Genomic DNA, 13,416 nt, shown 5'->3' with positions numbered 1-13,416 from the left:
GATTCGTTCGGGAATCCGCTTTTATCGATAAATAAACCTCATAGCAGCATGCGCAGCGAGTCTGCTCGTCATGTCCCTGAAGTCTTTTGAAGGGTCAATTTCAACAATATCCAGCGCTATGACCTTTTCGCATGCAGACACTGCTGAAACAGCAGCCATCAGCTCCCTGTCTGTCAATCCCCCCGGTCCGATTGCCGGACAGCCTGGAGCAAAAGCCTGGTCTACTGCGTCCATATCCAGGGATACATAAATAAAGTCCGTTTCTTCCGCCAGCCGGTTCAGTTCACTCAAAAGAATCGGGACAATACCGGCTGTCTCTATGTTGGCCATTGTATATACAGCCGTGTTTTTTCCTTTCAAATAATTCGAGTATACCTCTGCATTGGAAAAATCCCGGATTCCAATCTGTACGAGATGGTGTCCGTGAATGATTCCCTCTTCCAGAAGGCTTCTAAATGGCGTTCCATTTGTTTTTCCTCCGTCCTCAAAGTTGCGCACATCATGATGGGCATCAAATTGAATGACTCCGGCCGTCCCAAAGCATTCTTTAAAAGCCCGGATTGAAGGATAAGAAACACCGTGATCGCCCCCCAAAATAAGAAACCGATCGCACGATCCCGTTAGAATCATTTCCTTTACACTGATATGCATCCTGTCCAGAGACTCTGTGACATCGGTTGGATGAACCCGGACATCGCCGAAATCAAGGATGGTCTGATTCCGGTAATCCTTGTTTCGTTCACTTGAAAAAGTAGTATATGCGTTAAGGCAGGTGCGGATTGTCTGAGGAGCTTCAGCGGCCTCGGAATAGGAAATCGATGATTTTGAATAGGGAAGTCCGATAAGTGCTGTGGAACCCTTTCTCCCTTTTTCGTAGGGGATGACGGTCTCAGCCGCTTTTACCGTATACCGGTCTTTAAACTCTGCCCTGCAGCCCGGCTTAAGGAAGCTGAATGGTTCCATACTTTCCCCTCTCCCATCTTTTAATCCCCGCACTGTAAACACTCTCAGCATGGTTGACACCAAAATGATAGGGCACGTAATGATAATTTGGAGCATCCCAGACGACAAAGTCTGCCCGGCACCCATTTTCAAGTGTTCCCGCCTCATCCCCCATCCCGATGGCATGAGCCGCATTTACCGTCACTGCATTCCAGATCTCTTCTGCTGTCATTTTAAGCTTCAGGGCAGCTAAAGACATGATGAGCTGAAGATTTTCAGTAACCGAGCTTCCCGGATTAAAATCCGTTGCTAAAGCTACGGCGGCACCTGAATCGATCATCACTCGGGCCTTTGCATACATGTCTTTTCCTAAATAAAAGGTCGTGCCCGGAAGAAGAACAGCGACCGTATCACTCTCAGAAAGCCTTTTTATTCCTTCTTCAGTCGCCGCTACGAGGTGATCTGCGCTTACAGCTCCGAGAGAAACCGCAAGTTCTGCCCCTCCAAGCGGGTCAATTTCGTCTGCATGAATCTTTATTCCGAACCCTTTCTCTTGAGCTTTTTTTAAAAAATGCCGAGATTGAGCGATTGAAAATACCCCTGTTTCACAAAAAATATCTGCAAACTGTGCTAAGTTTTGCTGCTTAATTTCTTCAAGCAGCAAAATCATTCCCTCTAAAAATTCCAGCTCCATGCCCTTATGTGAAGGAGGAATGGCATGGGGACCGAGAAAAGTCGCAGCCATGCGGACCGGGTATTGGTCCTGAAGCCTCTTAACCGCTGTCAGCTGTTTAAGCTCAGTTTCCCGGTCCAGTCCATACCCGCTTTTAACTTCCAAAGACGTCACACCATGTGAGATCATCCGTTCCAGGTGAAAGGAAGCTTTCCGGACCAATTCTTTCAGGGAAGTTTGACGGGTTGCCTCAACCGTTGACAGGATGCCTCCTCCGCCCGCTAATATTTCCAAATATGGGATTCCGGCTTGCTTCAGTGCCATTTCGTTTTCTCTGCTTCCTCCGAATACAAGATGGGTATGCGGGTCGACAAGTCCCGGAGTAACCAGCCTGCCCTTTGCATTCCGCTTTATTTTTGCGAGATGCCCTTCTGCTTCTTCCGTAGAACCGGTCCAGGATACACAGCCGTCCATGACGGCCATTGCAGCGTTTTTTAAAACCCTCAGGTTGTTCATTTCCTTTCCTTTAAGCGGTTTTTCCGATGCTGCCGGCAAAATCAGCTGTCCAATGTTATAGAGCAGGAAATCATGCACCATCCCCATTCCATCCTTTCTTTTGCATGGGAATCCGGATTCCGTGTGTAGCTGCCGATGTAACAGCTTTTTCATAGCCTGCATCGGCATGCCGGACAATTCCCATTCCGGGATCGGAGGCAAGCACCCTGCCCAGGCGTTCCTTTGCCAGTTCGCTTCCATCTGCTACTACTGCCATGCCGGCGTGAAGAGAGTATCCCATTCCTACCCCTCCCCCATGGTGGAGAGAAATCCATGAACCTCCGGCCGCGGTATTAATCAAAGCATTTAATACAGCCCAGTCCCCTATAGCGTCACTTCCATCCTTCATGGCCTCCGTTTCTCTGTTTGGGGAGGCGACGGAACCGGAATCCAAATGATCCCTCCCAATGACAACAGGAGCCTTTAATTCACCCCGCCTGACCAAATCATTGATCGAGAGCCCCATCCTGGCTCTCTCCCCATAGCCGAGCCAGCAGATTCTAGACGGAAGTCCCTGAAATGATACTTTCTCCTGAGCCATAGTGATCCAGCGCAGGAGCGGCTGGTTAGACGGGAACAACTCCTTTACTAAAGCGTCCGTACGGTAAATGTCCTCCGGGTCTCCCGACAGAGCAACCCAGCGAAAAGGACCTTTTCCTTCACAGAACAATGGCCGGATGTAGGCAGGGACAAATCCGGGGATGCTGAATGCATCTTCTACTCCTTGATCTTTAGCTGCCTGACGGATGTTGTTTCCATAGTCAAAGACGACTGCACCACGCCGTTTGTATTCGAGCATCGCCTCAACATGGGTCGCCATAGATTGAGAAGCTTTCTTTACATATTTTTTCTCGTCACTCCCCCTGAGAGCATTTGCTTCCTGTAAGGTCATGCCAGACGGGATGTAGCCGTTTAGGGGGTCATGAGCAGAGGTCTGATCTGTCACTAAATCGATCTTTATATCCCGTGCCAGAAGCTCTCTATAAAGATCTGCAGCATTGCCCTGAATAGCAATGGAAACCGCCGTACCCTCCCGTTTAGCTTCAATGGCCCATTCAATCGCTTCATTCAGATTAGTTGCCCATTTATCACAGTATTTCGTATCCAGCCTCTTTTGGATGCGGTCCGGATCCACTTCCATCGCGAGACAAACTCCCCCGTTCATCGTAACAGCAAGAGGCTGGGCTCCGCCCATTCCTCCCAGTCCGGCGGTCAGGGTTACGGTTCCTTTCAGTGTGCCTCCAAAATGCTGGCGGGCCGCTTCGGCGAACGTTTCATAAGTTCCTTGCAAAATGCCCTGAGTTCCAATATAGATCCAGCTGCCCGCTGTCATTTGCCCGTACATCATAAGCCCTTTTCGGTCGAGCTCATGGAACTGCTCCCAATTGGCCCATTTTGGGACGAGAACAGAGTTGGAAAGCAATACCCTTGGAGCATGTGGATGGGTTTTAAAAACAGCGACAGGTTTCCCCGATTGCACGAGCATCGTTTCATCCGCATCCAATGTACGCAGTGTCCGGACAATCGCATCAAACGCTTCCCAGTTTCTAGCCGCCTTTCCAATTCCCCCGTACACGATGAGCTCCTCCGGTTTTTCTGCTACTTCCGGATCGAGATTGTTGCAAAGCATCCTTAAAACCGCTTCCTGCTCCCATCCCTTGCACTCCAGTTCACGTCCTCGTTTAGCCCGGATTATGCGTCCCGTTTCCATTTCGCCATCTCCCCTCCCCGTTTACTGGCTGTCCACAGCTCTAGCTTTTTTTTAAGCCACTCCGTCATGTTTTCAATATCACCGGAAAAGATTCTGTCAGCTGTAATGGGTGGAACAATTTTCCTTGCTTGTTCGTAAAAATCACGGGTCGCCGGCGCCATTTTTTCAATTCCCCGGTATTGAACAGCCTGAAGGGCGCAAATGCATTCTATGGCCAGTACCTTCCTTGTATTCTGAATAATGTCATAGCAGTGTCTTGCCGCAATGGTTCCCATGCTGACGTGATCCTCCTGGTTCGCAGAAGAAGGAATGGAATCCACGGTTGCCGGATGGGCCAATGTCTTATTCTCTGATACTAGCGAGGCTGCGCAATACTGCATGATCATTGCCCCCGATTGAAGCCCTGGCTGCGGACTCAAAAACGGTGGCAGGTCGCTTAGCTGCGGATTGACAAGCCGTTCAATTCTCCGTTCTGATATACTGGCAAACTCCGCCATCGCGATTTTCATCAAGTCCATCGAAATTGCGATGGGCTGGCCATGAAAATTCCCTCCCGATACAACCGTCTTGCCTGCGTCAAAAAGAAGCGGATTATCGGTTGCTGCGTTCATCTCAATTTCCAGTTTTTCTTTAACGTAATCCAGTGCCTGCCATGATGCGCCATGGACCTGTGGGATACACCTCAGGGAATACGCATCCTGAACGCGTTTTTCCCCCTGTTTAGTCACGAGCCTGCTGCCGGTTAAAATGGTGCGCATTCGCTCGGCAACAGCTGTTTGCTGCGGGTAGCCTCTCGCTTCGTGGATCGCAGGATGAAACGCATCCATGATTCCCTCAAGTCCCTCCATTGTCAACGAAGCGATGAGCTCACTCTGAAAACCGAGTTTACGTGCCTCCAGATAGGCAATGACCCCTGCAGCCGTCATTGCCTGGGTGCCGTTGATTAAGGCAAGCCCCTCTTTTGCCTCAAGAGTTAGAGGCTCCAATCCAGCCTTTTTCAATCCTTCCTTTGAACAGGTGATTTTCCCGGAATCAAATACAAGCCCTTCCCCGATTAGGACGAGGGCAAGATGGGAAAGAGGCGCAAGATCCCCTGAAGCACCAAGTGACCCCTGCTGGGGAATGACTGGGTGTATGCCTTTATTCAAGAGGGCGGCGAGAAGCTCGGCCACCTCTGTACGGATACCTGAAAACCCTTTTAATAAAGCATTTAACCGTAAAAGCACCATCGCCCTCGAAACAGATTCAGGAAAGGGATCACCCGTTCCGCAAGCATGTGAACGAATAAGGTTCAGCTGGAGCCGGGTCACATCCTCCTCTTTAATGCGCACGTCACTGAACTTGCCAAACCCCGTATTGATTCCATAAACCGTCCTTTTCTCGCGGACTATGCTCAGCACAGCCTCTCTGCTTTTCTCTACTTTACGCAAAGCATCCCGGCTCAGAACAACATGTTCACCCATCAGGCAAATTTTTTCTGCTTCATCTAGAGTCAGAGACTCTCCAGTAAGGACTGCCATGTTTATCCCACCTTTGTATTTTGGATAAAGGCTTTGTTCATGTATGATGTTGATTTATTAACCCTTGTTGATTGGAGTGGAAGGCATGAAACTCCGTGCTAAGAGCAGCGGGAAAGGTAAGACCCCGCAGGCGCAAAGCGGCAAGGGGGCTCACCGCCCTTGGATCAGCGAATGCCTGCTACCTGCAATCTGCAGACGAGTTTCACTGAGCTAAAATAAAAAGGAGCCGACAATGGCATACGAAAATACCATCATCGCCTCCTTCTTGCTACTAACAAACTAGGCAATGGCTTTATATATGATTGATTCCGAGCCCTGACGTTTCATGCTCCAGGCCTTTAACCGGAGCTCCGATCGTACCGTAAAAAGCAACAGCGAGCCACTCGCCTTCCGCTTGTTCTTCATAAGGCCATCCCCGCACAACGGAAAACCGAAGACCAACCGTCCTGCTCATCTCACCAATGGCCGTCTGTCCGCGGGTAACTCCCTCGATTGCTTCAAGAACCGCGTGGTATAGGGCATGGTTCTCCCTGTAGCAGCCTTCATTAATCATTCCGTTCCGCTTAGCAGCCGTTTCAACTGCCGCAATGACCTTTTGCAAATTCATTGAGCCAATTCTTCCTTGGCAATACACAGTATCCGGAAAGGAAAGATTCATCTGGACTAACTCCTCTTCTGAAAGTGCCGCCAAAAGGAGAGCCTGTTTTCCGATTAATGTTTTTATGGTCATATGCGGTCCTCATTTTTTGAAATTTCAGCTAATTACTTATATCTAACTTCATTCTATGGGTGGACCAAGGACGGTGTCAATCGGTTATGGGAAATTTTAGTTTGCTATCATAGCGCCGTATTAGCCGGGAAAAGGAGGATCTCTGTATATAATTGGAAAAATAAACCTGTTAAGGCCGGTTTTGCTGGTCAATCGACATCTTCGTGCGGCTGGCAAGAGGCGTGGTTGCACCAGACAGCTTAGTTTTGCTATTATTTGCTTCGAACCAGGAAAACCAGCGTAAATTACGCTGGTTAAGAGACATTGTAAGCTATACCTGAAGACGAAAGAGTAGGATATCGGTCTAATTTTCAGGATATCGACCTATTCCGGTGATATATCGACCGGTTCTTTTCATATATCGACCGAAATTTTATTAAATCGGCCATTAACTACTTATATCGACTTTTCGACAAAAATCGCGCTATTTCCTGACTTATTCTTATACTCAAAGCAGTCCTCGTTAAAGCCTGGACATGTACACCTGCCGCTGGATCATTCAAATCCTGTTTATGTGTATGGGTGAAGTCTGATTCATGATAAAAAAGCATTGAATGAAGCAAAGCTTTGCGTTTACTGCATCCGAAAAAAACCCGTGCAGAACCTTCTCCAAGGAGCAAAAAAGCTCAGAGCATGGCTCTAAGCTTTTTTGCTTTTTCATACAAGAGCTTTTAAGCTCCTTTTGTTTAATATTTAAGCGGGGTTTTTACATTAAGCTCTGGGAGCATCGTGTAAAATTAATACATCAAGTATTGCTCCCGTATTTCCATAAACTGTTTCCGTTCTTTTTCGTATCTTTTCCCGATTTCTTCTACTGAAGCACCATTTATGAGCATTTCCTTCACCCAGCTGTTTCCGAGCAGCAGGTTAAAATGATTGGATGCTAAAAACTGAAAGTCATTCGGATACATGTCTTTGACGGTTTTCACGATGGAAAGACCCGTTTTAACTGCTTTAAACTTCTTCCGGTCTGTTACATAAACCTGAACCCCATGGGAGAGTTTTCCGCTGTGCTTGGAAAAGGTCGGGGTAAAGGAGGCTGCTCTGAATGATACGCCCGGCAGCTTCAAGCGGTTCAGCTTCTCAGCCAAATCCGAGCTGTTGATAAAGGGCGCTCCAATTAGTTCAAAGGGCTTGGTTGTTCCTCGTCCTTCAGAGAGATTCGTTCCCTCAATCATTCCAGTCGCCGGATAAACAAAGGCAGTTTCAATCGTCGGCATATTCGGTGAAGGCATGACGAATGGAAGGTTCGTTTCGTCAAAGTCCATATTCCGCTTCCAGCCCTTCATCTTAATTACTTTTAAATCCGCATCAATGCCAAATTCATCGTTAAACAGTTTGGCAAGCTCGCCGACGGTCATCCCGTGTCTGAGCGGGATCGGGTATCTGCCGACAAAGGATGAAAATTCTGGTTCCAGAACCGGTCCATCTGTTTGAATGCCGCCGATCGGATTGGGCCGGTCCAGTACAATGATCGGGATCCCCTTCTCTTTTGCAGCTTCCATCGCATAGGCCATTGTGTAAATATACGTGTAGTAGCGAGTCCCCACATCCTGGATGTCAAACAGCAGAACATCGACATTTTTCAGCATTTCCGGAGTCGGTTTTTTTGTCTGGCCATATAAACTGTATACAGGAACCCCTGTTTTTTCGTCGATATAGTATTCTACATACTGACCTGCCTGCGCATCTCCTCTTACCCCATGCTCCGGACCAAATAAAGCCGTAAGTTCTGTATCTTTGCTTTCAGCAGCAAGGTCAACGATGCTCTTCAAATTCCGGTCAACGCCCGTAGGATTTGTAATCAGGCCGATCCGCTTGCCTTTAATGAGTTTTTGATGCTGCTTAAAAAGCATCTCAGCTCCAGTCACCACTTTTTTCGCTTTTTCCTTTTTAAACCAGGATGCATCAGCGGACGTTGCCATTCCAATGGCAAGCACTCCTGCCATTAGTGCCATAATCCATTTTTTCATAAGCTTTTCCTCTCCCATCTGCTTAAAAAGTTCTCTATTAGATTAAGTCTGTTAATATGCTTCCTGATTGGAAAATAGCACCTGCGGAGGGTTCCGCTATTCCGCAGGATGCTTATTCCCTGTTTCTTTTTCCTATTTAAGAGGTTTTCCGTTAACGTTTAATCCGTAGCCATAGTCGTATAAAAGCTCTCCAGGATCAGTGACGGATGGGATCTCAACAGGCAGTTTTCCTTTTGGCTGCGATAACCCGAAAATGGTCTCGATCCCCGCTGGAATATTTGGCTGGCGGAACCGTCCATTAGAATAGCCTTTAAACCCGTAGACAGCAATGACGGCCTTAGCTTCTTCAAAATTAGCCGTGTCATAAGGGTTTCTGAGGCTCATCAGGACGAATTTTTTATCCTGTTTCTGAGAATAATTCATGGCTGCACGCGGGAACACAGTGGCCCATTTGCTGGAGTCTGTTATAGTATCATCGATCACTCCGTCATTGACGGCCGGGTCATTTTTGACAACATATGAACCGGTGATGACATAATCAGCCTGATCAATTTCTTTTGCAATGGCCTTGTCGAATACCTTTCCGGAAAAACTAAGACTCTCAATCTTCACACGATTGATTCGCTGCTTGGAATAAAGCTCAGTGATCGTTCTTCTCATCGCCTCTGCCTGATCCTCAAATGGGGCAAGAATTAATACTTTTTCATTTTTCTTTGGCTTAAAGGGGAGGGTCCGGTTTTCGTTTTTAAGAAGAGTCACGGCATCCAGCGCCATTTCCTTCTCCATGTGGTAATGCTTCATGCTGCCTACTGTCTTTTTGGCCTTGCTGATTTTATCTTCAATCGACGACTGGGAATCCGCTGCGCCCGGATCATAAATGCCCCGCTTCATTTTTAATTCCAGAATTTTTTCAACTGAATCATCGATTTCGCTCATCGGGATCTCTCCGGATTTCACCGCTTCCACTACGCCGTTATATACTTCTTCCAGATTTTTTTCAGTTTCCAGAGAAGTGACAGGTGCGGGCATAAGTGCGATATCAACCCCGGCATTAATCGCCATAATAACTGCCTCTGTCTGGCCAAAGTTGTCCGCAATGGCTTTCATATTGAGAGCATCGGTCACAACGACTCCTTCAAAGCCCATCTCGTCTTTCAGGAGGTCCGTTAGAACCTTACGGGAAAGCGTAGCAGGCACCATAATTTGCTGGCCGTCCTTTTTGCTCGTATACGTCGTGTCATCGATCGAAGGAAATTGAACGTGCGCCGTCATAATCATATCGACATCCTGTTCAATGGCTTTTTGAAAAGGGTACAACTCAACTTTCTTTAATCGTTCTTTATTATGGGTAACCATCGGAAGTCCGTAATGGGAGTCAACAGCCGTATCCCCGTGCCCGGGGAAATGCTTAGCAGTGGTTGCGATGTTTTGATCCTGTAGTCCCTTAATGGTCTGTACTCCGAGTGAGGCCACAAGCTCAGGGTTGCTGCTGAATGAACGGACCCCAATCACAGGATTAGCCGGGTTATTGTTTACATCCAAGGAGGGAGCGAAGTTGACATTGATTCCTAGAGAATCAAGTTCTTTTCCTGTAATCGAACCTGCGTTATAGGCGTTCTTTTTGCTGCGCCCGGCACCGAGCGCCATATTTCCTGGCAGGTTCGTCCCGGATTGGAGACGCGTTACAATCCCGCCCTCCTGATCAATTGTGACAAAGAGCGGGATGTTTTCACTGGCTTTCTGAAGACCGTCAGCGAGGCGGACCGTCTGCTCTGTATCTACAACATTTTCGGCAAAAAGGATAACCCCGCCAAGATGGTATTTTTTAATGATGCCTCCGACTTCCTGGTTCATTTCTGTGAAGCCCGTCGCCTTTTCCTCTCCTTGCTTTTTCCAGTTCCTGAAATCAGGCATCAGCATCTGGCCTACCTTTTCTTCAAGTGTCATACTGTCAGCTGCACGCTCGGCCGCTTCTGCCAGCCTGCTACCGGATTCTTCAGCCTGCACGGCCGGTTTTAAGCCTGTAAACGCCGAAAGGACGAGAGCCGAAACCAAACCATATGTTAATAGATGTGTTTTTTTCATATAATCCTCCTATAAGGGGTTAGTATTTACACAAAAAACGCTAAGTAAGCGCTTTCTGTAATTTCCATTTGGATCTGCTTAATATCTCAGCATGGCTTCATAGACAGCTGTTACGACACTGCCATATTTGCCTGTTTGAAATTGATCCCCTTCAAATGTGTTCGAATCAGCAGCAGCATTGACTAATGGAGAATGTTTTTTATTTGTCAGCAGCACAATGCCAAGATCATATTTCGGATCGAGAATTGTTACGGTCCCTGTCCATCCAGTATGCCCGAATGCTCTCTTGCTTGCATGAGGCCCAAACATCCACTCCATGCTCTCATTCCCATTCAGCCTCCAGCCTAGCCCATAGGTAGGATTCAGAGAGGAAGGCTTTACAAATTCCTTAGCTGTCCGTTTGCTGAAAAGCTCGGTTTTTCCGTAGGTTCCCCCATTCAGCATCGTTTGCAGAAGGACAGCCATATCCTGAGTATTTGAGAATAAGCCGGCATGGCCAGAAACCCCGCCCATAGAATAATAAGCCTTCTCATCATGCACTTCTCCCTGCAGGGTATAAGTGCGAATATTCGGAAAATCAATTACACCATCTCGGGTATTGCCCATCAATTCCGTGGCAGCAGCATCCTTCGGCTTGAATCCCTTTTGAAGAGGATTAAAAACAGTGTGTTCCAGTCCAAGCGGTCTGTATAATTGTTTTTCCGCATACTCATCAAGCGGTTTTCCTGTTACCCGTTCAACGATGGTCCCGAGGAGCATGTAATCCACATCACTGTAGATGTTTTTTGTACCCGGCTCATAGGCAAGCTGGGTTTTTGAAATGTTCGCTATGGTAAGTTCGCGGTTTTGCGAATAAAGCTCCTTTGAAACTCTCGGGTTGTGATACTGGGGATCCGGCGGGAACCCGGCGGTATGATGAAGAACATCCACTATTCTAAGAGTATCTTTTCCTTTAATCCTATCAGTCTCCTGATCCCGGAATTCCGGAATGTAGGTCCTGACCTTATCTTCAAGCTTTATTTTCCCCTCTGTAACAAGCTTTTGGAGGGCAAAATTGGCAGCATACATTTTGGTGTTCGAGGCTAAGTCAAACAACGTATCTTTTTTTACCTTTTCAGGATTTTTGAGGATGGCCAGTCCATTGTACTTTTTTTTGTACCCGTATGTTTTGTTCTTGACTATTTTGCCGTCCTTGATGACTATAAGGGCTGCACCTGGAAATCCTTTTTGTATCTCGTCTTCAATCAGCTTGTCCACCCGTTTAAGTCCAAAGGAAGAAAATCCAGCGTCCTCCGGTGTTTTTACTTCCTTCAGTACGGTGCCCCCTTTTTTATGCTCGCCCTGCAATTGCTCAGCTTGAACAGAAGCGCTAACAGGTTCTGCCTGTAAGGCTGCAGGTGCCATCAGCGCCAAGGTAATCAGTGAAGCCAGACTTTTTCCTTTCATTTTCGGCTCATCCCCTTATCTATTCATCTCGTATCCTCTCAATCAAAAGCGAATGATCAGACTGGATTAAATCAAGGACCCGCATATCATCCATTTCAATGGTTCCTACTACATTTACTCTTTTATCCTCAGGCAAATCCCTTTTCACAATCTGTATTTCTCCCCGGTATCTACCGTAAAGGTCATTGTCCATAGTAATCGAACCCTTCCTCCGCTCCTTTGAGGCGAGGGGCAGCACAGGGTTTTTAGACCGGGTATCAAGCAAACGGATGACATCCCTGGAAAGATCCGTCCTTACACGATAAAAGCCTTCTGCAGAATGATCGCATCTGGCTTTAAGTTTAATCGTCTTTTCCTTCGAATAGGTTACTAAATCAGCCAACAGCTCCCCGGTAAAGTCTGGGTCACCTATAAAAATGTTGTCTGTCCCCAGTGTCTCGAGCTCTACTGCAGAGTGAAGCGGATTGCCATTCCGGTGCTTTTCAAGCGTAGGCAGCCTTCTTTCAAAGGGCCGCGCTTCCTGCCCGTTCCCGGAATAAAAGCAGCGGTCTGGATTCCATAAAGGGCAAAAACACGGTTTTGATTTGCAAAAAAAACGTCATCCAGACCCGTTTCCCTGCGCGGATAAAAATTATGCCAGGCAATGATCTTTCTTGGCTCAATCCCGGCAGACAATAATTCTTTTAGATCCTTTTCAAATACTGTGCTTGCGTTCACCGCGATGGAAAACATCCGGCCGAGTCCTGCCATCTCCTCAAGCGAGAACCCATCATCGAGGCGCAAGCCTGTTATGCCAAGTGAAGGTAAATCATTCATACTGTTAAGGTTCAGCCTGGAAGGAGTTTCTGCTGACACATCAGCATATACCTGGATCCCCTCTTGTCTTGCAGCTTCAAGAAGGCTCTTAGCTTCTGCTGCAAGATCCCCCTTATCTTCCGGGATATGAAGGGAGGTAAAGGCTTTCTTTACCCCCATTTTCCCTGCCTCCCGAATCTTTTCAGCAGCGAGTGGATCATTCAAGTAGAAGGAAATGCCGATCATGTAAATTCACTGGCCATTTCATCCTTAAAGCCAAATAGATACGTGAAGAGAAATCCAGCTCCATAAGAAATCAGCAGTCCAAGCAAATACAGTACGATTTCATTGGCGTGCACGAGGAAGAGGAGCGGAATTCCGGATACGCCAATCGATGTTGTCGCAATGCTGAAATATGCCTGAAAAGCTCCCCCGACTCCGGCTCCCAGGCAAGCCGTCAGGAACGGACGGCCCAAGGGCAGAGTTACGCCGAAAATAAGCGGTTCTCCAATCCCGAGCATTCCTGCGGGAAGCCCTCCTCCAACAGCTCTTTTTAACCTTTTTTTCTTTGTTTTCGCAAAAATGGCAAAAGCGGCTCCAACCTGACCTGCTCCCCCCATCGCCAGAATTGGCAGCAGCGGATCGTCACCGATCGAATTGATCAGCTCCAGGTGAACCGGGGTTAAGCCTTGGTGGAGCCCTGTTACTACAAGAGGAAGGAAGGTGGCTCCCAATACAAATCCAGCACCGGGTCCTCCAACATCCAATACAGCCAGCAAACCGCCGTTGAGACTCCCACGGCTAAAGCCGCAAGCCCTACACCTTACGGTGTGACGGGTGGGATTCTTGAATGACTAAACGTTCGCAGTCCATTTCTGTTTTGAACAGCCTTCAAGACAGGGGCATCTCATTGCCCCTCCTAAGACAGTGCATATAGCATCTTAGGC

9 protein-coding genes and 3 pseudogenes are annotated in these 13,416 nt (G+C 47.6%); all 12 read right to left on the bottom strand.

Annotated elements, in window-relative coordinates; genetic code table 11:
* Positions 1–21: 21 nt before the first annotated feature.
* Positions 22–963 (bottom strand): formimidoylglutamase, encoded by a 942-nt coding sequence (gene hutG / locus ACQCV8_RS09005; RefSeq protein ID WP_426844274.1) that lies wholly within the window; start codon positions 961–963, stop codon positions 22–24.
* The gene (hutI, locus tag ACQCV8_RS09000; protein WP_426844587.1) at positions 941–2,209 is read right to left on the bottom strand and encodes an imidazolonepropionase; all 1,269 of its coding nucleotides are present in this window, start codon (positions 2,207–2,209) and stop codon (positions 941–943) included. The genes hutG and hutI overlap by 23 nt, the downstream gene beginning before the upstream one ends.
* Positions 2,202–3,881, bottom strand: coding sequence for a urocanate hydratase (hutU, locus tag ACQCV8_RS08995; RefSeq protein WP_426844273.1), 1,680 nt, complete (start codon positions 3,879–3,881; stop codon positions 2,202–2,204). The genes hutI and hutU overlap by 8 nt, the downstream gene beginning before the upstream one ends.
* Complete coding sequence (gene hutH / locus ACQCV8_RS08990) at positions 3,863–5,401, bottom strand: histidine ammonia-lyase (protein ID WP_426844272.1); 1,539 nt, start codon at positions 5,399–5,401, stop codon at positions 3,863–3,865. The genes hutU and hutH overlap by 19 nt, the downstream gene beginning before the upstream one ends.
* A gap of 292 nt (positions 5,402–5,693) precedes the next feature.
* A complete protein-coding gene (gene hutP, locus ACQCV8_RS08985) occupies positions 5,694–6,131 on the bottom strand; it encodes a hut operon transcriptional regulator HutP (RefSeq protein WP_426844271.1) in 438 nt (145 codons plus the stop codon).
* A gap of 776 nt (positions 6,132–6,907) precedes the next feature.
* Positions 6,908–8,143 (bottom strand): exo-beta-N-acetylmuramidase NamZ family protein, encoded by a 1,236-nt coding sequence (locus ACQCV8_RS08980; RefSeq protein ID WP_426844270.1) that lies wholly within the window; start codon positions 8,141–8,143, stop codon positions 6,908–6,910.
* A gap of 132 nt (positions 8,144–8,275) precedes the next feature.
* Positions 8,276–10,228: a glycoside hydrolase family 3 N-terminal domain-containing protein gene (locus ACQCV8_RS08975; RefSeq protein WP_426844269.1), complete on the bottom strand. Its 1,953-nt coding sequence runs from the start codon at positions 10,226–10,228 to the stop codon at positions 8,276–8,278.
* Positions 10,229–10,306: 78 nt separating this feature from the next.
* A complete protein-coding gene (pbp4b, locus tag ACQCV8_RS08970) occupies positions 10,307–11,674 on the bottom strand; it encodes a penicillin binding protein PBP4B (RefSeq protein WP_426844268.1) in 1,368 nt (455 codons plus the stop codon).
* A gap of 19 nt (positions 11,675–11,693) precedes the next feature.
* On the bottom strand, positions 11,694–12,056 hold the full coding sequence (locus ACQCV8_RS08965; protein ID WP_426844266.1) for a DUF871 domain-containing protein: 363 nt from the start codon (positions 12,054–12,056) through the stop codon (positions 11,694–11,696).
* Positions 12,057–12,107: 51 nt separating this feature from the next.
* Positions 12,108–12,170 (bottom strand): annotated as a pseudogene (locus ACQCV8_RS08960) (hypothetical protein); the annotation flags it as partial.
* 110 nt (positions 12,171–12,280) lie between these two features.
* A pseudogene (locus tag ACQCV8_RS08955) lies at positions 12,281–12,715 on the bottom strand (MupG family TIM beta-alpha barrel fold protein); the annotation flags it as partial.
* Positions 12,712–13,254, bottom strand: a pseudogene (locus ACQCV8_RS08950) (PTS transporter subunit EIIC); the annotation flags it as partial. The pseudogenes ACQCV8_RS08955 and ACQCV8_RS08950, both read right to left, overlap by 4 nt.
* Positions 13,255–13,416 lie beyond the last annotated feature (162 nt).

The sequence above is a fragment of the Metabacillus sp. 84 genome (assembly GCF_050107715.1).
Taxonomy (GTDB): domain Bacteria; phylum Bacillota; class Bacilli; order Bacillales; family Bacillaceae; genus Metabacillus_B.
The sequence above is the reverse complement of the archived record's forward strand: the minus strand, read 5'-3'. Positions and strand labels throughout refer to the sequence as shown.